General features: G+C 51.7%; 18 protein-coding genes. 5 read left to right on the top strand and 13 right to left on the bottom strand.

The features are described from left to right. Nucleotide 1: 1 nt before the first annotated feature. From ACXAGA_RS13720 to ACXAGA_RS13700, 5 genes are all read right to left on the bottom strand, one after another. Nucleotides 2-769: a squalene/phytoene synthase family protein gene (locus ACXAGA_RS13720; protein WP_475118043.1), complete on the bottom strand. Its 768-nt coding sequence runs from the start codon at nt 767-769 to the stop codon at nt 2-4. Continuing rightward, the gene (cimA, locus tag ACXAGA_RS13715) at nt 766-2391 is read right to left on the bottom strand and encodes a citramalate synthase (RefSeq protein ID WP_475118042.1); all 1626 of its coding nucleotides are present in this window, start codon (nt 2389-2391) and stop codon (nt 766-768) included. Before cimA ends, ACXAGA_RS13720 begins: the two co-directional genes overlap by 4 nt. Further along, entirely contained in the window at nt 2391-3746 is a 1356-nt protein-coding gene (gene cysS, locus ACXAGA_RS13710) for a cysteine--tRNA ligase (protein WP_475118041.1), read from the bottom strand. The genes cimA and cysS overlap by 1 nt, the downstream gene beginning before the upstream one ends. 254 nt (nt 3747-4000) lie before the next feature. Beyond that, nucleotides 4001-4579 (bottom strand): outer membrane protein, encoded by a 579-nt coding sequence (locus ACXAGA_RS13705; protein ID WP_475118040.1) that lies wholly within the window; start codon nt 4577-4579, stop codon nt 4001-4003. Between the two features lie 192 nt (nt 4580-4771). Next, the gene (locus ACXAGA_RS13700) at nt 4772-5866 is read right to left on the bottom strand and encodes an anhydro-N-acetylmuramic acid kinase (protein WP_475118039.1); all 1095 of its coding nucleotides are present in this window, start codon (nt 5864-5866) and stop codon (nt 4772-4774) included. Between the two features lie 63 nt (nt 5867-5929). Between ACXAGA_RS13700 and tyrS the strand changes: the two genes are divergently transcribed. The 4 genes from tyrS to ACXAGA_RS13680 all read left to right on the top strand — a co-directional run bounded on the left by tyrS (nt 5930) and on the right by ACXAGA_RS13680 (nt 10203). After that, complete coding sequence (gene tyrS / locus ACXAGA_RS13695; RefSeq protein WP_475118038.1) at nt 5930-7180, top strand: tyrosine--tRNA ligase; 1251 nt, start codon at nt 5930-5932, stop codon at nt 7178-7180. A gap of 131 nt (nt 7181-7311) precedes the next feature. Further along, a complete protein-coding gene (locus ACXAGA_RS13690; protein WP_475118037.1) occupies nt 7312-8193 on the top strand; it encodes a DMT family transporter in 882 nt (293 codons plus the stop codon). A gap of 62 nt (nt 8194-8255) precedes the next feature. Beyond that, nucleotides 8256-9530, top strand: a complete 1275-nt coding sequence (eno, locus tag ACXAGA_RS13685) for a phosphopyruvate hydratase (RefSeq protein ID WP_475118036.1) — start codon at nt 8256-8258, stop codon at nt 9528-9530. A gap of 106 nt (nt 9531-9636) precedes the next feature. Beyond that, nucleotides 9637-10203, top strand: coding sequence for a hypothetical protein (locus ACXAGA_RS13680; RefSeq protein WP_475118035.1), 567 nt, complete (start codon nt 9637-9639; stop codon nt 10201-10203). 6 nt (nt 10204-10209) lie between these two features. On the opposite strand, the gene ACXAGA_RS13675 is transcribed toward ACXAGA_RS13680, so the two are convergent. Then, nucleotides 10210-10479 (bottom strand): glucose-6-phosphate isomerase, encoded by a 270-nt coding sequence (locus tag ACXAGA_RS13675; RefSeq protein ID WP_475118034.1) that lies wholly within the window; start codon nt 10477-10479, stop codon nt 10210-10212. A 165-nt stretch (nt 10480-10644) separates the two neighbouring features. On the opposite strand from ACXAGA_RS13675, the gene ACXAGA_RS13670 reads away from it, so the two are divergent. Continuing rightward, a complete protein-coding gene (locus tag ACXAGA_RS13670; protein WP_475118033.1) occupies nt 10645-11067 on the top strand; it encodes a cupin domain-containing protein in 423 nt (140 codons plus the stop codon). A gap of 624 nt (nt 11068-11691) precedes the next feature. Here the strand turns inward: ACXAGA_RS13670 and ACXAGA_RS13665 are convergent. The 7 genes from ACXAGA_RS13665 to ACXAGA_RS13635 form a co-directional block, all read right to left on the bottom strand. After that, nucleotides 11692-12918: a 5'-methylthioadenosine/S-adenosylhomocysteine nucleosidase family protein gene (locus ACXAGA_RS13665; protein ID WP_475118032.1), complete on the bottom strand. Its 1227-nt coding sequence runs from the start codon at nt 12916-12918 to the stop codon at nt 11692-11694. Further along, on the bottom strand, nt 12915-13376 hold the full coding sequence (locus ACXAGA_RS13660; RefSeq protein ID WP_475118031.1) for a response regulator: 462 nt from the start codon (nt 13374-13376) through the stop codon (nt 12915-12917). The genes ACXAGA_RS13665 and ACXAGA_RS13660 overlap by 4 nt, the downstream gene beginning before the upstream one ends. Nucleotides 13377-13390: 14 nt before the next feature. Next, nucleotides 13391-16486: a hypothetical protein gene (locus ACXAGA_RS13655; protein ID WP_475118030.1), complete on the bottom strand. Its 3096-nt coding sequence runs from the start codon at nt 16484-16486 to the stop codon at nt 13391-13393. Nucleotides 16487-16823: 337 nt separating this feature from the next. Further along, the gene (locus ACXAGA_RS13650; protein WP_475118029.1) at nt 16824-17291 is read right to left on the bottom strand and encodes a hypothetical protein; all 468 of its coding nucleotides are present in this window, start codon (nt 17289-17291) and stop codon (nt 16824-16826) included. Nucleotides 17292-17386: 95 nt separating this feature from the next. Continuing rightward, a complete protein-coding gene (locus tag ACXAGA_RS13645; RefSeq protein WP_475118028.1) occupies nt 17387-17899 on the bottom strand; it encodes a hypothetical protein in 513 nt (170 codons plus the stop codon). A 266-nt stretch (nt 17900-18165) separates the two neighbouring features. Beyond that, the gene (locus tag ACXAGA_RS13640; protein ID WP_475118027.1) at nt 18166-19515 is read right to left on the bottom strand and encodes a hypothetical protein; all 1350 of its coding nucleotides are present in this window, start codon (nt 19513-19515) and stop codon (nt 18166-18168) included. Beyond that, nucleotides 19493-20881, bottom strand: coding sequence for a tyrosine-type recombinase/integrase (locus ACXAGA_RS13635; RefSeq protein WP_475118026.1), 1389 nt, complete (start codon nt 20879-20881; stop codon nt 19493-19495). The genes ACXAGA_RS13640 and ACXAGA_RS13635 overlap by 23 nt, the downstream gene beginning before the upstream one ends. Nucleotides 20882-20943 lie beyond the last annotated feature (62 nt).

Here is a 20943-nt window from a genome sequence, read left to right as displayed (position 1 = left end):
TTTACCAACGGCCCGCCGCAGATTTGATCATCAGGGTCGATTTGCGGCGGAATTCCGATGTGCCCAAACGTCCGTCCGGCACAGACTGAGGGTCACGGATCGCCTGTTTCAACACATCCTTGGCCCGCCACCCTGCCCGCAGCGCTGCCACGGCCGCGCCGAAATCAGTGCGGCGCTGTTTGTCCAACATACGCAAACCGTAGTCGGCTAGGTTTTTCACCTCGGCCAATGTTTCATGGGCAAAGGGTTTACGCCCCGCTGCCGTGATTGCGGGCACGGCCAGAAACCAGTTCGCGATGCCAGACGCAATCGCCGCTTCGCGCAGATCGGATTCCATATCCTGCGAAGCGCCCAACGCCAAAGCCGCCAAAACGGACAAGCTGCCTGCGCCGCGGTCGATATGGGCGATCACGTCCTCTTCGTTTGTGAACAGGTCGTTGTTGATGTCCCAGTAGCGCGCGTTGATCAGTGTCGAAATAACGGACGGCGGCAATGCGGCCTGTTTCACCACTTGGGCGAACGGGCCTGCGACCTCGTGAGCGCGCGGGTCTTTGCCGTCGATCACCTCTTGCACGATGTCCTGCCACCATTGCAGGCGCATCTGGGCGATCATCGGTTCTTTGGTGATCCACGGTGCCTTTGCGACCTCTAGGTTAAAGGCATAGATCGGGAACAATCGTTGGCGCTGGTCGGGCGTTGCTGCCATCGCTGCCAAAAACCGATCAGGATCGCCAAGTCGCACCAATTCTGCACATGCGTTTACGGTCATACCGCGACGGCCCCATCCTGAACCAATTTCCAGTTCACCGCATCGATCAACGCATCAAAGGACGCATCGATGATGTTCGCGGACACACCCACCGTCGACCAGCGGCGGCCATTGGTGTCTTCGCTGTCGATGATGACGCGGGTCACAGCCTCGGTGCCGCCGTTGGTGATGCGGACTTTGAAATCGACCAGTTCCATATCTTCGATGATCGACTGATACGGACCTAGGTCTTTGGCCAATGCTTTGGACAGCGCGTTCACGGGGCCTGCGTCTTCGAATTGATCGACGCCGTCGTTTTCATAAAACGACGTCACGCGCTGCGTGCCGATCCAGACGGAAACAACGGCTTCGGATACCGAAATCACCTCGCCCTTGGCATTGCGGCGGCGTTCGGTGATCACGCGATAGCGGTCAACGTCAAAGAACGGACGCGGCGTGTATAGAACTTCGCGGGCCAGCAGTTCGAAAGATGCTTGCGCGGTGTCATAGGAATAGCCGCGCGCTTCGCGTTCTTTGATTTCGTCCAATAGTCGCGGCAGAGCGGGATCTTTGGGATCAACGTCGAAACCGGCATCAGCCAAACGTCGGCGTAGGTTTGATTGGCCCGCCTGATTGGACATCGGAATGATACGGCTGTTGCCGACCAGCGCAGGATCGACGTGTTCGTATGTGCTGGGATCCTTTAGGATCGCGCTGGCGTGCAGACCTGCCTTATGCGCAAATGCCGAAGCCCCGACATAAGGCGCTTGTTTCGCAGGAACGCGGTTCAGGATTTCATCCAGCAGGCGAGACAGTTTGCGAATGCTGTCCAGTTTGTCCGCAGGGATGCCCGTGTCATAGGCCGATTTATACGGCTCTTTCAGTAGCAAAGTAGGGATGATCGTGGTCAGGTTTGCGTTGCCGCAGCGTTCGCCCAAACCGTTCAGCGTGCCCTGAATTTGGCGCACGCCCGCATCAACAGCGGCCAACGAATTGGCAACCGCGTGGCCCGTATCGTCATGGGTGTGAATGCCCAGATGCGACCCAGGGATGCCCGATGCGATAACCGCGCCAATGATGTCTTTGATCTCTTGCGGCAACGTGCCGCCGTTGGTGTCGCACAGAACGATCCACCGCGCGCCCGCGTCATAGGCCGCGCGGATCGCGTTCAGAGTGAACTCTGGGTTCGATTTATACCCGTCAAAGAAATGTTCGGCGTCAAACAGCGCTTCGCGACCTGATGCCACGATATGTTCGATCGAGGCGCGGATGTTTTCGATGTTTTCGTCCAGCGTGATCCCTAGCGCGGTGGTCACATGGAAATCATGGGATTTGCCGACCAGACAAACCGCAGGGGTACCCGCGTTCATCACAGCCGCCAGCACATCGTCATTCGCCGCAGAACGCCCTGCCCGTTTGGTCATGCCGAACGCTGTCATCGTCGCGCGGACCTTTGGCGCGGCGTCAAAGAAATCGCTGTCGGTCGGGTTCGCACCGGGCCAGCCGCCTTCGATGTAATCGATGCCTAGTTCGTCCAGCGCCACAGCGATCCGCTGTTTTTCCGCCGTGGAAAACTGCACGCCTTGGGTCTGCTGACCATCGCGCAGAGTGGTATCGTAGAGATACAAACGTTCTTTGGTCATCACAGGTCCTTTAGTTTTGCAGGATCAAAGCCCGCGCCCGGTAGCAATTCAACGCCTGCTTTGGACATGCGGACTTCGACGCCTGCAGCCATCAGCGCGGATTTCATCGCGTCTACGGCGCTAAAATCTTTGGTTTCCATTGCGGCGGCGCGAACGGCGGCCAGTTTGTCGGCAAATGCGGACAGGTCAACGCCTGCCGCCCATTCGCCCAATTCGTCCGTTATGAAACCCATGAACTGCGCAGAGGCTAGGAACGTAGGCAAATCGCCTTTGGCCAAAACATGCAGGCGTGCAATTGCGCCCGCTGTGTTTAGGTCATCCGCGACGGTCGATACCAATTCCGCATCAACCTCGCCCGCTTCTACTTCGGCGGTCAGATTGCGCCAGTTCCGCAAAGTGGCTTCGGCCTCTTCGCGTTTCTTTTCAGTCCAGTCCATCGGTTTGCCATAGTGGGTCCCCAACATCACCAAACGGATGACTTCGCCCGGTATGCCCTGATCCAGCAGGTCGCGAACAGTGAAAAAATTGCCCAGAGATTTGGACATCTTTTTGCCTTCGACCTGCAGCATTTCGTTGTGCAGCCACGTTCCCGCAAAGTCGCCTTCGGGGTGGGCGCAGCAGCTTTGGGCGATTTCGTTTTCGTGGTGCGGGAATTGCAGATCGTTGCCGCCCCCGTGAATGTCGAAGGATGCGCCGAACAATTCATAGGACATAGCCGAACATTCAATGTGCCACCCTGGGCGGCCGCGGCCCCATGGGCTGTCCCATCCTGGGGTTTCGTCGTCCGACGGTTTCCACAGGACGAAATCCATTGGGTCTTCTTTGAACGGGGCGACTTCGACGCGGGCGCCAGCGATCATGTCATCCACCGAACGGCCCGACAGCGCGCCGTATTTTTCATATGACCGCACGCGGAACAGAACGTGGCCTTCTTTGGCGTAGGCGTGGCCTTTGGCGATCAGGTCTTCGATCATGGTGATCATCGCGCCGATCCATTCGGTAGCGCGCGGTTCATGGTTCGGACGCAAAGCCCCCAGCGCGTCCATATCGTCGTGATACCAGCCGATGGTTTCATCGGTGATATCGCGGATCGGGCGACCCGTTGCCGCCGCACGTGCGTTGATTTTGTCATCAACGTCGGTGAAGTTCCGCGCGTAAGTCACTGCGTTTTCACCATAAACATGGCGCAAAAGGCGGTACAGAATATCAAAAACCAACACAGGACGCGCGTTGCCCAAATGGGCGCGATCATAAACAGTAGGGCCGCAGACATACATCCGCACGTTTTGCGGATCGATCGGGGTAAAGACCTCTTTCGCTCGTGTCTTGGTGTTATGCAGTTTGATCGTCGTCATCAGCTGTCCCTTTTGCGTGCGGAATTGCCCCGCGGGCTTTAGCAACAAACGTGTCTGGATGAAACGTGAAAGAGCAGCCCGCGGACAAATGTCAGCAGGTAATAATGCAAATAATGATGTTTGCGTGGCTCTTCATGCCGCCACCGTGGCCGATCCAATCAGGTTTGTCCACGAAAAAACCCGCCAGAAGGGACATCTGGCGGGTCGGCAGGGTGACAAAGGCGTTGGGGGCGCCTTTGTCTGGGGGACAACCCTTAGAACGTGAACGCGGCGCGCAGTGCCAGCGAGTCAGCCGACAGATCCGAACCGGAGTCGTTAAAGTCGTCGTACTGGTGCGACAGGTATTCCGCACCCAGACGGACAGAGTCGGTCATCTGGTAATCCAGACCCAGACCTACGACGTAGCCGGTATCATCCTCGTCAGAAGCCAGATAGGTTTGTTCAACACCAGCGGTGATGTATGGCATCCATGCGCCTGCATCGTAACCAGCGCGCAGTTTCAGCGCAGCGGTCGCATCGACTTCGTCGATGTCGTAGCCGGCAACTTCAGCTTCGGCACCCAGGATGTAGTCGCCGAAATCATAGTTGTAACCTGCGAACAGGCCGTAGGATGCGCCGTCAACGTCGTCGCCAGCTGTTTCGTCGGTGAATTCACCGTAGCCCAGCGAACCACCTGCATAGAAACCGCCCCAATCAGCGGATACTGGTGCCGGAACAGCAGCTACTGGTGCTGGTGCAGGCTCTGCAACAACAGGAGCCATGCCGCCTGCAAATGCAGGAGCTGCGACGATTGCGGTCAGGGCCGAAGCCGATAGGATAACTTTCTTAAACATAATCGAACCTTTCATATGTCGTGTAGCGAACAGGCCGTTTTGGCCGTCGTTGAGACATAGATAGGATTGATTTTCAAAAGTGAATTCACAGAAATGTGTGGTGCGCACATATCGGCAAATTTCCGCATAGGGCGCATCAGGATCGGCTACATTCCGCTACAACCTAAATACCAACCCCTTGAAAGGTGGGATTTAATTCCCAACGGGCCGGCTAAGTGTGCCACCGCCGATTGCGGCACGCACGCCTGTCGTCGCGGGACAGGACGTGGGCAACCCCCGTGCGACGCGCACGGCAAGATAGGCAAAGGCCTGCGCCTCTAACATATCGCCGTCTAGCCCGACGTCTTCGACTGGTAGGACAGGACATTCCAGACCCGCGGCCAACATGTCCATCAGCGTCCCGTTTTTGCGGCCGCCACCCGTGACATAGACCGCAGCGGGCATCGACGGGCAATGATCCATCGCCTGCACCACCGACATGGCACAGCATGCGGTCAAGGTCGCAACGGCATCATGCGGGGCCAGCGGGGCAATCCAATCAGACAGCACCGCGAAATCATCGCGGTCCAGCGATTTGGGCGGCATTTTGTAAAAATAACTGTGGGACAAAAATTTGCCCAACACCGCGTCGTCCACATTTCCTTTGCGGGCAGCGGCTCCGTTTTCGTCATAGGCCTGACCGAAATGGGTCAGCATATAATCATTGATCGGCGCGTTCGCCGGACCTGTGTCAAAGGCGACCAAGGCGCCGTCATCAACGGGATCGGATTTGGTCGGATCGATCCACGTGAGATTGCCGACCCCACCTAGGTTTAGGAACATAACGGGGGACGTCGCGCCCAGATATTTTGCCAAAGCGAAATGATAAAACGGCGCAAGAGGCGCGCCCTGCCCGCCGAGCCGCACATCGGCGGATCGAAAATCCCATGCGACGGGCGTTTTCAACACCTCGGCCAAAATCGCGCCATCGCCAATTTGCAGCGTGCCGCGCCCTGCTGGATCGTGGGCAACGGTTTGGCCATGGAAACCGATCAAATCGCAGGGATCGAATTGCGCCAATATCTGCGCATGGGCGGTTTCCACCACCTCTGCCGCGTCATCAACGCCATCCCATTTTCCCAAAGCTGCACGGATAACATCGGATTCGTTAGAGGTGTACGGCCTGAAATCACTGGGACCAAATTCATAGATTTTTTCGCCATCGGTCACCAAAACCGCAGCATCTACCCCATCCAGTGACGTTCCCGACATAGTTCCAAGCGCCCGAACAGGCCCAAGTTTCAACATCCGCTTTCCCTCTGCCAATTCGGCGCTTATAGAGTGTCGCATCTGAAAACCAAGGACAATACGATGACGTACCATCCCAAATCCGAATTCATGGCGACAATCATGCAGCGTGGCTTTCTGGCCGACTGCACCGATTATCAGACCTTGGACGAAGCTTTAGCCAACGGGATGGTCACAGCATATATCGGCTATGACGCGACTGCGAAATCGCTGCACGTCGGTCACCTGCTGAACATCATGTTGCTAAAGTGGTTCCAAAAAACCGGCCACAAACCGATCACCTTGATGGGCGGCGGCACAACTAAGGTTGGCGATCCATCATTCCGCAGCGATGAACGCCCACTACTGGATGACCACGCGATCGCCGTGAACATCGGCGGCATGCAGCGCGTGTTTGACCGTTATCTAGATTACAAATCGGGCGACAACGCGGCTGTGATGTTGAACAACGCCGAATGGCTGGATGGTCTGAACTATCTGGAATTCCTGCGCGATATCGGCCGCCATTTCAGCGTCAACCGCATGCTGTCGTTTGAATCGGTGAAATCCCGTTTGGACCGCGAACAATCGCTGTCGTTCCTGGAATTCAACTACATGATCCTTCAGGCATATGACTTTTTGGAACTGAACCGCCGTTACGGATGCCTGTTGCAGATGGGCGGATCGGACCAGTGGGGCAATATCGTCAACGGTATCGACCTGACCCGCCGGGTGCTGGACAACCAGATTTTCGGCCTGACGACACCGCTGCTGTCGACCTCTGACGGCAAAAAGATGGGCAAATCGCAGGGCGGCGCGATCTGGCTGAACAGCGAAATGCTGTCGCCATATGAATTCTGGCAGTTCTGGCGCAACACCACCGATGCGGATACGGGCAAGTTCCTGAAACTATACACCATGCTGCCGCTAGAAGAATGCGAACGTCTCGGCGCGTTGGAAGGATCCGAAATCAACGAAGCCAAGATCATTCTGGCGAACGAAGTCACCGCAATGCTGCACGGCGAAGACGCCGCCAAAGCCGCCGAACAAACCGCACGCGAAGTGTTTGAAAAAGGCGGCGTTGGTGATGACCTGCCAACCCTAGCACTGGACGCATCCGAAGTTGCCGACGGCATTTCGCTGGCTCAGTTGGTTGTGCGTTCCGGTCTGGCCAAATCCGGCAAAGACGGCAAACGCATGATCGCGGACGGCGCGCTAAAGGTGAACGACGAAACCTGCACCGACGCGGGCCGCATGTTTGCCGCAACCGATTTTGCCGATCCGATCAAACTGTCGGCTGGCAAAAAACGCCACGCGCTGGTGACTGTCGGGTAATCGACGCCACATCTTAGAAATTCGCGGGCGGTCCATCAGGCCGCCCGTTTTATTTTACCCATTTGATCAAAAACCATTTCTTTTGATCAAAATTATCAGTATCCGAGTCCCAATTACCAAGGAGGACCCCGATGGAAAACGTGCGCGGCGCAATACTCATGTCGATCGCCATGGCAGGCTTTGCCATCGAGGATATGTTCATCAAACTGACCAAAGATTTCGGAATGCCAACGGGTCAGGTTCTGGCCGTGTTGGGCCTGATGGGCGGTATGGTCTATTGGTCGTTTATGGCGCGCAAAGGCATCCCGCTGGTCACCCGCAAACTGACCGACCGCGGCGTGATGATCCGCAACCTTGGGGAATTTGTCGGCACGGGCTGCTATGTTTTGGCCTTTACGGGCGGCGCGCTGTCGTCGGCGTCGGCTGTGATGCAAGCCCTGCCCCTATTTGTGACCATGGGCGCCGCGATATTTCTGGGCCAACAGGTCGGTTGGCGCCGCTGGACCGCGATTGGGATCGGGTTCATCGGCGTGTTGATGGTCATCCAACCAGGCGGCGAAAATTTTGATCCCTACCTTGCGCTGGCGTTCATCGGTGTTTTGGGCATGGCCGGACGCGATGTGCAAACCCGCGCGCTGCACGGCGAAATCCATTCATTGCAAATTGCGGCGTGGGGATTTTTCACGATCGTTCCGCTGGGCTTGATCATTATGGCCGTCCAATCCACACCGGCGATTGTCCCAACCTCGACCCAATGGGCATTCCTGTTAGGCGCGACCGCCATCGGAACAGGCGCCTATTATTTGCTGATCATGGCGTCCCGTTTGGGCGATATGGCTGTGATTGCGCCGTTCCGATACACCCGCATTGTGTTTGCGCTAATAGTCGGTTTGGTCGTTTTTGATGAATGGGATCAGATTAATAAAATGCTGATTTTGGGCATAATTATCATCATCACATCGGGAATTTATACGTTCTATCGCCAATACGTCGCGCGGCACGCTTCCCTATAGTCAAAAGCCGCGTTATAGAACGCACGAAAATCTCGATATTTTTTAACAATAGGAATTGTCCAATGAGCACGATCATCGACATCCACGCACGTGAAATTCTGGATAGCCGCGGCAATCCAACCGTTGAGGTGGACGTCACCCTAGAAGACGGCACCATGGGCCGCGCGGCTGTTCCTTCGGGCGCATCGACCGGCGCACACGAAGCCGTTGAAAAACGTGACGGTGACAAATCCCGTTACCTAGGCAAAGGCGTATTGGAAGCCGTCGCAGCCGTGAACGGTGAAATCGCCGAAGCTCTGGTTGGTTACGACGCGCTGGAACAGGTCGAAATCGACAACGCGATGATCGAACTGGACGGCACCCCGAACAAAGGCCGCTTGGGCGCAAACGCAATCTTGGGCGTTTCGCTGGCTGTTGCCAAAGCAGCTGCAGACTACTCCGGTCAGCCACTGTTCCGCTATGTTGGCGGCACATCGGCACGCGTTCTGCCTGTTCCAATGATGAACATCATCAACGGCGGCGAACACGCAGACAACCCAATCGACATCCAAGAATTCATGATCATGCCAGTTTCGGCAGCGAACGTGAAAGAAGCGATCCGCATGGGTTCCGAGGTGTTCCACACCCTGAAAAAAGAACTGTCCGCAGCAGGCTACAACACCGGCATCGGTGACGAAGGTGGTTTCGCACCTGCGCTGGAATCGACCCGCAAGGCACTGGATTTCATCCTGACCGCGATCGACAAAGCAGGCTACAAAGCAGGCGAAGACATCTATCTGGCGTTGGACTGTGCATCGACCGAATACTACGTCGACGGTAAATACGAAATGAAAGGCGAAGGCGTTTCGCTGACGTCTGCTGAAAATGCTGACTATCTGGCAGCCTTGTGCGCGGATTACCCGATCATCTCGATCGAAGACGGCATGTCCGAAGACGACTGGGAAGGCTGGAAACTGCTGACGGACAAAATCGGTGACAAAGTTCAGCTGGTTGGCGACGACCTGTTCGTTACCAACCCTACCCGTCTGGCTGACGGTATCGACCAAGGCGTGGCAAACTCGATGCTGGTCAAAGTGAACCAGATCGGTTCGCTGACCGAAACGCTGAAAGCTGTCGATATGGCGCACCGCGCACGTTACACCAACGTGATGTCGCACCGTTCGGGCGAAACCGAAGACGCAACCATCGCAGATCTGGCAGTTGCAACCAACTGCGGTCAGATCAAAACCGGTTCGCTGTCCCGTTCCGACCGTCTGGCAAAATACAACCAGCTGATCCGCATCGAAGAGCTGCTGGGCGCGACTGCCGAATATGCAGGCAAATCGATCCTGAAATAATTAGCTCATTATGAGACAATATGAGGCCTCGCATTCTGCGGGGCCTTTTCTTTTGGTCAGGCAAAACGTAGTTAGGATAAAAATCAAACTAAACGGTTTACTTTAAATGTCTTTCCTATCTGCTATTTCGATCAGGTTCATCGCTGCCGCCGAAAATCGGCTTGGAGTTAGGTTAGACTATGTTCGACGTATCGCGCGGCTGAACACTGCGCTTTTGCTACGATACAACCGTATCTTCAAAATCTTGGATGTTCGGAAACACCTGCCCGCCGATGCTTACCACGCGGCGCGCTTGCGTGCGGCAATGGCAGCCGATTGCGGCACCTGCGTCGAAGCTGAAATCAACCTTGCACTGCAATCGGGCCTGACCCGAGAATTCATGCGCAGCGTGATGAAGGGTCAATCAAACTCAGCAGCAATTAGCGCAATCATAGCACTGACCGATGCGGTCATTCGCGATTGCACCGATGACGGGACAGCAAGGCAAACGATTTGCGACGTTTATGGCGAAATGGCGTTGACTGAACTGGCTCTTGTCATCACGCAGGCGTCCGCTTTGCCGGCGATTAAACGGACGATGGGTTTTGCAACAACCTGCAGCATGGACAGTTTCCGCGCCCTAAACGAATTAGGCCCCGCCGTTTCCAGCGAGGCCCAGAGGGAGGAACCGTAATGAATGTTAGCAAGGCGCCGTGTAGTAACCGCCCTGCCCGTTAGCATACGCACATTGTTGCGATGCAGTGTTCTGGGCAACCATCGTACCAGCCGCAGCACCACCCAGCGCCGCGATCAGACGCCAATCGTCATCCGCCTCTAGAATGTCAGCTGCGATCAGACCAGCTGCGGCGCCGCCTGCAACGCCAGCCACAGTACGGGCATCAGAGTCCATCGTGCAGCCCGCGATCGCGGAAGTTGCAAGACCAAGGCTAAGGATAAGTGCGCGGGTCATTTAAAGTCTCCTAAAATCAATCTGTTGAAATACAAACACGCCAAACCGTCGAAAGTTCCCTGCGCTATCGGACTTTCTCATAACCCGCTGTGATCAAACCGATTTGCGTCACCGCCGAACACCGCCGCTTGCGCGTTTGATCGAATTTGTCTTAGCTTTGTCACTATGACAGCAGACGAAATTATCCAGCACCTCAGCCTAGCCCCCCATCCCGAAGGCGGGCATTACCGCCAAACTTGGATTACCGAAGGCGAAGGCCGCCCAGCAGGCACCTGCATCTATTTCCTGCTAAAACGCGGCGAACGTAGCCATTGGCACACCGTAGATGCGGCAGAGATCTGGCACTATTACGCCGGCGCACCATTGGTCCTGTCGATTTCCGCAACAGACGCCGGACCTGCACAACAGCACATACTTGGCCCCGATTTATTCGATGGCCAATCACCACAATACGTCGTTCCAACAGGTTTCTGGCAAGCCGCCCAAACAACAGGCGCCTGGACCCTGGTCGGCTGCACCGTGTCACCTGGTTTTCAATTTTCGGGATTCAACTTGGCGCCAATCGACTTTGACATTCCATCGGCGTGAAAGCGCGGTTTGGCGCACCCGACAGGACGAATATTGCTTTTCGTAGATCAAGCATACGCCACAAAACCCATACTTTGCAATAACTTAACCATATCCCGAAATTTTACATTTTTCCTGTGTGTCACCATATGTGTCACCTAAGTGCCAAGACTTCGATTAAGATCTAGCGCCCCAAAGGGGGGGGTATACCTTCGCTGAAGTCACTTCAAAAAAGTGGGGGTTTATTATTGCTATTGTTATTCTCAGCTTTCCGAAATGTTTATTAAAGAGATGCACGGCCAACGATAGATATCGGTGGAAAAACAAGATCAAGGCCATGCAATCCGGCGCTATGATACTTTCGGCCCATTGCTGCCATTCATCAGCATAATTGACACCGCGGCGCAGCTTCACCGAACCGGTCATTCGCCCGTCATACAATCCAGCTATTCATAATTCCCCACGTGCGTCGCGCAACTCGGTGGACCTTTGAAAAGAGTTCAATGCCCTCATTCTCTTTGCGGTCAGTGACACTGGCAATTGGAGAAGCAAAACCCTGATTGCTATTCGACTCTTTCGCTTCGTTGTCATTCGACAAGTAGCGTAGAAACCACTTGTTCCACCTAACCCGGCGTCAAGGGACGATCAGGCCATACTGCGCGCCACCTCCAAGCCAATTTTGGCACTTATGAACGACGCAAAGCTTTGCACATTGTCGTCTTTGGATCCATCAGCAAAGTCAGAAACACCTTTTACGATGAGCCATTTTGGTTGGGGCTCAATGCTCTGATGGCAGGCCCAAGCGACCCCAAAGGCTTCCATGTCAACACCTAGAATTTTTCGGTTCTGGTCCGCCACGCCGTTAAAAAACTCTCTGTGGTTCTGAACCGCCGCTCCTGAAGCTATTGGGCCTATGTGCAGTGTAGGAACATTGCTGATCCGATACCCTGGACAATCACCGTAAAATTGCCTTAGCTTCATATCGTCCGCAATTATGGAAGTGACACTGCGCTGAATCGTTGCGTCCGAAATTAATTGAACTGGAGCTGGTTCAAATTCAACTTCGCCGTCATCATCCTGTACAAATTTTCCACTTCCATAGTCCCAAGTAATGTTCGCAGCTATCGCATCGCCAAGACTACAGTCACCCTTTCGCCCTGCACATATACCAGTCATAATGACAACTTTCGGTGATAGTGTTCGAGTTGCCTGAGATACACCTGTCGCAGCTGAGACCAAACCCATTTGTGGTAGACAAATACTATAAACCTCTACCTTGCGGTCCTCGACGTCCAATTTCGTCTTCCAATACAGAATTGGATCGCTAGGAAATGTGACTTGTTCCCACTTCACTCCAGAAGCTATGTGCAGCTGCTCTAGTTCTGGTGACGCTAGAGCGCAAACAAAAAGGGCGTCACAGTCCACCTTGTTCTCAAGGGACATACCTGCACGCTGGTTTTCCCGAGCAGTTAAGTGTTGAATTTTCTGCTGCAACTTAAGTTTCCACTGACCATTGCTAGGCCCCGACAACTCTACACTCCAAAGATGATCGGAAAAATCTGATTGTGAAGAATTCAGCGCTTCCTCATCAGCAGTCAGCCCAAGAATTGCCTCAGGAGCTTGAACATCATTCGAACGATGTATCTGCTTTAAAAGAGTAACCCCTCCCCCGATTTCCGGAGCTTCTCCCAATCGTAGTGGCAAAACCAGATCTACGATCAATAGATCAAAATATTCATTCTTGAGTGCCCTCATCGCAGTTGCAGCAGTAGTGGCAACTGCGATTGCGCCTTCGTTCACGCCAGCATCCTTGGCTACACTCACGACTTCCATCACTTTATCATTGTTGTCGTCTACGATAAGTATCTTCATTGTTCTGCCTTAATGGATTGATGGAATTTTTTCACATGCGTTTGCCATTCGTCCTCTGATGTCGAGTAGTGGATGGCAGAGAGATAGATTTCTGGATATTTTTCGGCCATTTCTTGGCTAAGCCCCTGTAAGGTTGTTAGGTTTGGGGCCACTCCGAACGTTTCAAACATGGATACTATCAAAACTTTGGTTGGAAATTTCATACGCTTCACACGGCGGAGAAACTCCGTTCCGGCGAACGGACGCATATCCGTTGCATGCGACCCTCGATCCTTTGGCGGATGGTTTGGCAGCGACATATCCAACAAGATGAAGTCTGGCTCAAAATCTCTGGCGAACCTCAACCCTAAAATCAAAGAGTCTGCCTCTTCAAGAGTATCTTCAGGGAACTCTTTCGAGAGAAAACTGCTGATTGCAGCTCTCTTAGCCAGATTATCTTCAACAAGAAGAATCTTCATTACATCCCCCGGAATTACAAGTGCAGTAAATTGAAAGCCATCAGTACACTGAAAAGCGATCTCTTCGGATCAACCCAAATTACAGTGTTCGGCCTACCATCCTTGACAGTGGCTCGGGCTACTTTCGGGAGGCCAGATCCACCTTCTTTCGGAAGCCTCGCTTCATACTCTCCAGTACGGATCCGCTCGTTCGCTAGTTTGGCAGCAATTTCCCCTGCTTCAACGTCATCAAGGGAACTAGAGAATTCCACAACGAGTTGGTCGCTGTCGGTAGCGTCAATTTCAACAAAGATTCGGGGGCTGTCCAAACCAGAATGCTCAAAGACATTGAAGAAAAGGGCTTTAAACACCTCAATCAAACCATGAAGTGATGAAATCAGAGAGACATTAGTATCGCCCGTTACCTCAATGCGGGGAGTAAATCGCGGGTGCAATCTGGCAACGATCCGATGTGCGGCCGAAATAATGTCCGCTAGGGCGATTGCCTCGGTATCCGTTGAGCGCGCTACATTGTGCCACGATGCTAGCTCTTTCAGCGCGGTTTCCAAATCTGAACGTGCACGGGTTATTTCATCGGTGAATGGCCCAAGCTTGGGAATCCCCGTTTCTGATTCAACCTCTCTTTGAAGCTCGTTGAGCAATGCGTGCAAAATTGGTCCAATTTCTGTGATTACTTTACGCCTTGCAGGTACCAGCTTCCGCTCTACGGCGGCCCAATAAAAAGGTGAAAACTCCTCAAGTAGTCTGTCAATGGAGTCCACTTTGGCAAAAGTCGAAGAAAAAGAAAGAGTTTCAATCTGCTGCCACTCAAGGTCAATTATTCCGTTCGGCTTTTCATCGCGATTTACCTGAATGTACTCATCTTTAATGAACTTTAGCGTCTCATTATACTTCTCGGAGAAACGGGCGATCACTTGGCCGATCTTGGTGCCCACCACTGGGTGAAAAGTACGGCACCAAAAATCCGTTTCTTCGTATCCGGTGGGACCTTTAACAGTCAGAAGCTGCCTCGTCGAAAGTGGCGCCCTTAAATGCTCCTCAAGTTCGCCATGCCTCATACCCAAACTCAAATACGAGTCTATTCCGTGCCTTGGATCAAGTGCGTACTTATTTGCCAGATCCATGATGATTGAACTCGCGATGCTAAGCGCTTCACTGCTAGGAACTTTGAATGTAAAAGCACCATCTTTCCCAGTCGAGATGTGAGATAGAAATTCCAGTTCAGCACCTCGTTCAACGGGCAAAAGGTCCTCTGCAATAAAATCTTGCAGGCGAATGAATTTTGCAGCCAACTCTTCTTTTGCCCAAGCAAGTATCGCTTTTTCGTCGCAGTGAATCTTCCCAACTTCATAGCGCTGAAGAAGCTCATCGACAGTTTGCCGCCCAATAATTGCCTGCGCTTCATCTTCATATTTGTCTCGCAGCTCGGGATCAGCTTCCGCTAGCTTCCGAAGGATCTCAATCCGCTCTTCTTCGACTTCCAGCCTGGACACAAACTCAAGACTCTGCCGTAGACATTCCAGAGTGCAAGCCTCGAACAGGAAGTCTGCAACTTCACCTTGCTCAGCGACTAGCTCACTCGGCTTAAGCGCTCCAATATCCTCCAAAATTCTCTCTACGGAAAGATAAAGAACGCTCTCACCTTCATTGTAGAGGTCACGTTCAATTCGTGAAATTGCAACGGCGACGCGCAAATCAGTTGAAGCTTCTATCACTTCATCTTCACTACATCTGGAGAAAAACAAATTTGTCGGGAAGTAGGTGTAGGCATTCCTATCTGTCTGCGTGATCTCGTAAAGACAAATCAGAACATCAAAGACGCGGCCTTCTTCAATTCCGCACAAGCTCGTCAATCTGAAGATCTCACGTTTCTCAAGCTGAGATTGAGCCTTTCTCAACTCAATCAACAGGTCGTCAAACTTGAGCGGTACTTTCTTCCTGCCTGCCTGAGTTGGTGTTTGCTGAGAATTGTGTGCTTGAGCAATTTCTCGGCGCGCAACACCTCTCTGAAACTCCTCAATCGAATTAGCGCCCTTCAATAGGTATGCTGATGACGCTAGATACGCGCTAGGCGTGCTTTGCGAACAAAAGAAACTGTTTGCAAGAGCAGTACGGAACTCCCGTTCGTTAAATTGTGCGTCATTTACCACGCTTAGTTGATCGTCAAAAAAACGCTCTGAGTTTTGATCAGACAAAGGTAAGAGTATGTGCTGAACCGCTATGTCTTCGAGCAGGAAAGAAATCCCCGCTGCTCTCCAGTCCCCCGTGACAACCATAAAATTCCAGAAGCGTTCCAGGTTTTCGTCCTCGGCGCCAGCAAACAGATAATAGTTGGAGCAAATGACGTTCGCAGCGAGGTCATATTGATCTACAATCGGCTGATTGGCCATAAGCTGGGCAATTTCGGAGAACTCCGAAACATCAACCGGTGAATTGAGCAACAGGTAGCTTATCAGCTTGACGAATTCAGGGTCATCGATGTGAACAAATAGATTGGCATACATGGTTCCCAGTATGTCTTCTGGATCACGGCCACTTTCACCCGCCAGGCCCATGAAATAGAAGAGAACATTGGCCAGCGATCCGCTTGCTACATACAGATTTTCGACCATCCAGTTTCTCTGGGCCTCCAGACCTTTGGACTTAGATAATGCGAACAGAACCGTGCTCAATCCCGAGTAGCTCAACATTGCATCAGATGTCAGAATTTCAGCTTCTTCCAAAATCTCGTCAAAGCTTTCACCAAGCCCCTCGACCGAAATAACGAATTGATTATACTGCCGGATTTCATCAGACTTGAAGTCTCCCATCACCGATATCCAACCTAGAGCTTCACTCGGGCTGTCGAATGGGAAGACCATCCACTTTGCAAGATGAGATGAAAATTTAGGCGCTAAGCCGCAAAAGAAAACTTGCGATCTATACCTAGGATAACTCCATTCGAGTACATTCCGAAATTGCGCTACTGAAGAAGATTTGAATACGTGGTTCAGAGCGGTCGGAGAACCGCCTGTTCGGCGGATCATTGCATGCATTGGGTTTTTTGCGGTCTTTTTTCTTTTTTTTGCCACAGTCGGGTCTTGAGCCTCAATTGCTATCTCGTAACGCATTCTATAGGCATCACACTAGAATAATCCACACAATGGATAACTTCAGGTTGATGAAGGAGCAAGCAATGAATCAACCCATAGGTGCACTAACAGAAGCCCATGAGCAGGAATTTCGTTACCGGCTGGAATTGATGCGGAGCTACTCTCAAGAAAGGCCACCACTATTTTTTGGCCCAGTCGAGAGGCTGAGATCAAGAGCACCCAGCCTTCTAGGCTAGGCATTCATCAAATGTCGGCTTCAAGCATTATTTTTTGATGCGGTCTCGCCCGCAGCGAACTTCCGCATTCCGCCCTTTTTAACCAGTTGTTAGCAGTGTTTACCCAAAAACACATTGTCTTAATCTGAAGGCATTCTTTTATGCCGTGGTGAACTACCATGAGACCATTCTACCAAACGCTCTTCTTCGGCGTTGCAATCCGACTTACTAAATCGCATCCATTTATTGCGGTTGGCGCCTTTAGGAAGGATTTGCCAATTTGTTGGGATGTCCAATCCACAGATGAGAACCCAATCGTCCGATCCTCGTTTTACCTTTGATCGAATTGGGATCACGTGATCTAGCTCGTGGGCTTCACCAGTGGCTTCGTTCTTCTCACGCACTTTAGCCAACGCTTGCCGCTTGGCATTCTTTGGGGTCAAAGCTTGTTCAATGGGGGCTTTTCCTCGGGCGGGACGAGAGTTTTCGATCTTACGGCAATCAGAGCAGTCTTTAGCCCCACCTTCGAACTTAGATCGCTCCAACCACAGCCCACAAAGGCCACACTGTTTATTCACGTTTACCCCATTACCTAAAAACAAGAGCATCCCGAATTGTGCAACTCCTGAGCACTTTAGTTCAACTAGGAATCTCAATACCCAGTGCTCTCGTTGCTATCACATGCCGTCGAACCAATTGGCAGCTATGACATTTCAAGCAGCAATTTATCGACCTGACCTAGAAGATCGTCAGCAGTCACCATCGTTGTTAATCCCCTGATCCCGCCAAGACCAATCGACTTTTGTTGCTCTGGAAAATTATTCGCTGGGACAACATAGAACTGCCATTCAGAGGCAATCCTTTGATCATCACCCTCATGCCAGGCGAAGATATAGAGGTCAGCCAACCGTTCTCCCGAAGGGTTTAGCTGATACGTCTTGCCATCCGGATAGTACCCCTTGGGAGCAGTGATACTGAAACGAGGAGCGGATACTGAAGTACCCCATGACTGATGGGTAGCGGATTGCTTAACCTCAATTTTACGCCCATCAGATCGCTCAATGTCCCATGCCATCCAATCAGTGCCAACATGCGTCCAGTTGGGACCAAGAAGCTCTGACACCATCATTTCGACCCAGAGCCCCCTAAAGTTATTCTGCATAACCGGAACATCGAAAATCGACTGGATACGGTTTAAAATCTGCTTTGTATCCATTGATTTACCTAACCAAATTACACTGAACGAAGAACGCTAATATAAGATACGATTAGGTCAACTTAGGCAAGAATACTTAAGGGCCCATGAGTACCAACGAACAAAATTACTGCCATAACATATACTTAGATCAGCCAAGTTAACCTAGCAGGAACTGGGAAAACCTCTTACGTGTCATAGTATTGCCCTGGTCCTCCTCTAGTGCATCTATAGTCACTTGTGTTCAAAGGTGAACCTGTAGGTGGATGTATAATTATACATATTCCTTACCCCACTAAGGTAATCCTTGGATGTACTTTAGTCCGACTAAAGAAATGGAACCCAAGTCTATCTTTAGCCAATTCTAGTTTGGACTTGGGTACGACTAAGCAGTCGTGAATAGGTAAGACTGCCACATTGAACCTCTCACCAAGGTCAAGAATAGTAGAAATGAGTATTTCAGATTCTTCGTACTGCAAGTTGACAGAGGTAATTCCAACCTCCTCAGCCTCCAAGAAGACCGTCATTTCCTGTTCAACAAAGCCGTGTAGATATTTGATTTTAAATTTCTTTGTCCAATCAACGCCAGTATTTTCTTTAAAGAGCTTGGCTGCACCTTGCCTCCATCTAAGTGGTCTACGACCTAACCCAAGACGCATAGTTACATACTGCTTTACGACTTCCCTTGGGATACCTTCGATATGGTAAGGATCGTTTGTCGGATCGAAGTCGAACCCAAGAAGACCGTAGACAATGGTCAAATGACACGAAGAAATATCAATTTTAACAACTCCCTCGCCATCAATTCTAACCTTAGATCGAACCTCTTTGTTGTTCATCCAATCATCAGCAGACATGCTAGCCAACCGTCCGCCTTGATCCATCTTGAATCCAGGCAAGTCAGCATTGTTAAAGATCCTCCGAAGTCGTGGTTGATCTATCGGCCCAAAGGTATGGTTGGCGTAGATTTCATTGATACGGGCAATTTCGTCCTGAGCTTTGGTAAGAAGCGTTAGATTTTCTCCGGTCTGTTCTATGTGGATCTTTCGCTTATCTGCGGGACGACATTCGACCAGATTAGATCGATCCTTGGGATCAATTATGAAATGCTTTACTGCTTCATCAACCTCTATCCCAAACTGTGAAGCCAGTTGGATGAGCCGGTTCGTTGCTCGATATCTTCCTGCTTTGCCATATAGCGCCATGGCAGCATCATCATCATCGAACCGATCATGCACCATGTAGCCGTTGAACTTCTCTAACAGCTCCAATCGCTCCAAGACGTCCACAAGACGCCGAAACGAGGGATAGGTCACCTTTGTAGCATTTAGGGCGCCCTTCTCCTGAGAGCGATAGAAATAGCCCCCAGAGGCGATATGAGAGGCGCTGATGAGCAAGTCACCCATCATGGCACCCAATGCCACCCTGAACGACTGAGCGTCCTTAGAGCGCCTCCTACGTTTCCTAAGATCGGTCTCTAGTTCGAACTTGCTTACCTGTTCATACAAGGCATCAACGAACGCTTCCGCCTCCTTTGTGAACGGTATGCGTTTGAACGTTGCCATTTTTGCTGTGTTCAACTGAGCCTTTACCTCAGCCGGTACAAAGCGGTTCTCAGATTTCGATTTCCTGCTCATAGTCAATCATCTGCTGCATGTAGTTATACAAAACCTTTAGGTCATGCCCTCGACCGTATCCTTCTCCGACGCCTGGGTTCGACCAACCACCAATGCGATGGGCAGCATCTAAAGGCACACCAGCATTTCGCAGCCGGTCTCGGAGGGAATGACGGAAACTATGTAAGCTCTGATCTTTTCGGCATAAGTTTGCGTTCAACAGCCATTTCTTGAGCAAAGCGGATTGAGCGTTTGCCTTTGTCCCACCGTCTATGACCAAGGTTGGGAAAAGTGGGCCATTTGAACGCGTTGCGAGAAGTCGTTTAGACGCATCCAAAGAAGCCCCGACCAAAGGGATCTTTCGTTCAGAATCCTTTGTTTTAAGCCGTCTTCGTTCATTAGGAGTAACTTGAACAAACGGGGTTTCGCCCTCTGTGAAAACGTCTTCAACATTCAATCCGACCGCTTCATTCAAACGCATCCCTGTATCGGAAAGCAGAGCCAAAAGAAGACGCCGATCATCTCCTACCTTTAGGCATTTGTCTTGGATGGCCTTAATCTGAGATAGTTCGAACGGTGGCCGTTCCTTCGAGTCATTGTTGAGATTGGGGATGGTGATTTTTTCAAACGGATTTTTCATCTCCACCTCCAATTCATTGATGGCGATGGCAAACACAGGTCTGACCTGGGCACAGTAACGTTTCACTGTGGCCGACTTTTTCCCTTCTTTAAGGATACTATCGATGAACGCCCGAGCATCTGGACGTCTGTACTGATCGATTGGCAAATCACCGTTCAGCGCCATGAATTTCTTTACCGAACTATGGAACTGAGCGTCATTCCTACGATCAGGTTTCAAACTCAGATATTGCTCCACACATTCCGAGAAGGTTGGCGTTAGAATTTTTGCGTTCTCTTTGCGATCACGATAGGCCAGATCGTAAGCAATACGTCCATCTGGGGGCAATCTGGAGTAGTCTAGCTGCCCACTCTCCTCATCGTATATCGTGTAGATGAAATGATCCTCTAGGCGCTCTAGGGCGGGCTCACAGCGATCAGGTAACGTTGCCTCACCCAACCTTACCCCAAGCCTCTTTAGCAGCTTCAGGGCCGCTAGACGGTCTCTCCGGGTCTGCTCTGCATCAGAACCAAGAATCTCCCAGTCACGATTTAACGCATCTGTCTTGCGCTGGGCACGAACAGCTGCCTCTTCGAAATCACGTGTTCCCAGTGATTCAAAGATCTGGGCCTTCTTTGTTTTGCCTTTAACGTAATGATGTTGAAGATGTTCAGGGATACGTCGCCTGTAGTACGCGACGCCATTACGCCATTCCACATACTTTATCTTGATCATCAATATGCCGATTTCGACCCAGTTCGAACTCATGTGTCACCTTGTGTGTCACGTCCTACGGGGGTCTCTTTTTGCTAACCTATTGTTTTCAAATA

The sequence above is a fragment of the Marivivens sp. ABH4_498 genome, assembly GCF_056160585.1.
This window is presented reverse-complemented; position numbering and strand designations above follow the sequence as displayed.

What these genes read in the sequence shown, in the direction of transcription:
- ACXAGA_RS13705 (WP_475118040.1), bottom strand. Translation starts at nt 4,579, where the DNA reads ATGTTTAAGAAAGTTATCCTATCGGCTTCGGCCCTGACCGCAATCGTC.
- cysS (WP_475118041.1), bottom strand. Translation starts at nt 3,746, where the DNA reads ATGACGACGATCAAACTGCATAACACCAAGACACGAGCGAAAGAGGTC.
- ACXAGA_RS13670 (WP_475118033.1), top strand. Translation starts at nt 10,645, where the DNA reads ATGACAGCAGACGAAATTATCCAGCACCTCAGCCTAGCCCCCCATCCC.
- ACXAGA_RS13640 (WP_475118027.1), bottom strand. Translation starts at nt 19,515, where the DNA reads ATGAGCAGGAAATCGAAATCTGAGAACCGCTTTGTACCGGCTGAGGTA.
- ACXAGA_RS13645 (WP_475118028.1), bottom strand. Translation starts at nt 17,899, where the DNA reads ATGGATACAAAGCAGATTTTAAACCGTATCCAGTCGATTTTCGATGTT.
- ACXAGA_RS13650 (WP_475118029.1), bottom strand. Translation starts at nt 17,291, where the DNA reads ATGCTCTTGTTTTTAGGTAATGGGGTAAACGTGAATAAACAGTGTGGC.
- ACXAGA_RS13665 (WP_475118032.1), bottom strand. Translation starts at nt 12,918, where the DNA reads ATGAAGATACTTATCGTAGACGACAACAATGATAAAGTGATGGAAGTC.
- ACXAGA_RS13655 (WP_475118030.1), bottom strand. Translation starts at nt 16,486, where the DNA reads ATGCGTTACGAGATAGCAATTGAGGCTCAAGACCCGACTGTGGCAAAA.
- ACXAGA_RS13660 (WP_475118031.1), bottom strand. Translation starts at nt 13,376, where the DNA reads ATGAAGATTCTTCTTGTTGAAGATAATCTGGCTAAGAGAGCTGCAATC.
- eno (WP_475118036.1), top strand. Translation starts at nt 8,256, where the DNA reads ATGAGCACGATCATCGACATCCACGCACGTGAAATTCTGGATAGCCGC.
- tyrS (WP_475118038.1), top strand. Translation starts at nt 5,930, where the DNA reads ATGACGTACCATCCCAAATCCGAATTCATGGCGACAATCATGCAGCGT.
- ACXAGA_RS13690 (WP_475118037.1), top strand. Translation starts at nt 7,312, where the DNA reads ATGGAAAACGTGCGCGGCGCAATACTCATGTCGATCGCCATGGCAGGC.
- ACXAGA_RS13680 (WP_475118035.1), top strand. Translation starts at nt 9,637, where the DNA reads ATGTCTTTCCTATCTGCTATTTCGATCAGGTTCATCGCTGCCGCCGAA.
- ACXAGA_RS13675 (WP_475118034.1), bottom strand. Translation starts at nt 10,479, where the DNA reads ATGACCCGCGCACTTATCCTTAGCCTTGGTCTTGCAACTTCCGCGATC.
- ACXAGA_RS13700 (WP_475118039.1), bottom strand. Translation starts at nt 5,866, where the DNA reads ATGTTGAAACTTGGGCCTGTTCGGGCGCTTGGAACTATGTCGGGAACG.
- ACXAGA_RS13720 (WP_475118043.1), bottom strand. Translation starts at nt 769, where the DNA reads ATGACCGTAAACGCATGTGCAGAATTGGTGCGACTTGGCGATCCTGAT.
- ACXAGA_RS13635 (WP_475118026.1), bottom strand. Translation starts at nt 20,881, where the DNA reads ATGAGTTCGAACTGGGTCGAAATCGGCATATTGATGATCAAGATAAAG.
- cimA (WP_475118042.1), bottom strand. Translation starts at nt 2,391, where the DNA reads ATGACCAAAGAACGTTTGTATCTCTACGATACCACTCTGCGCGATGGT.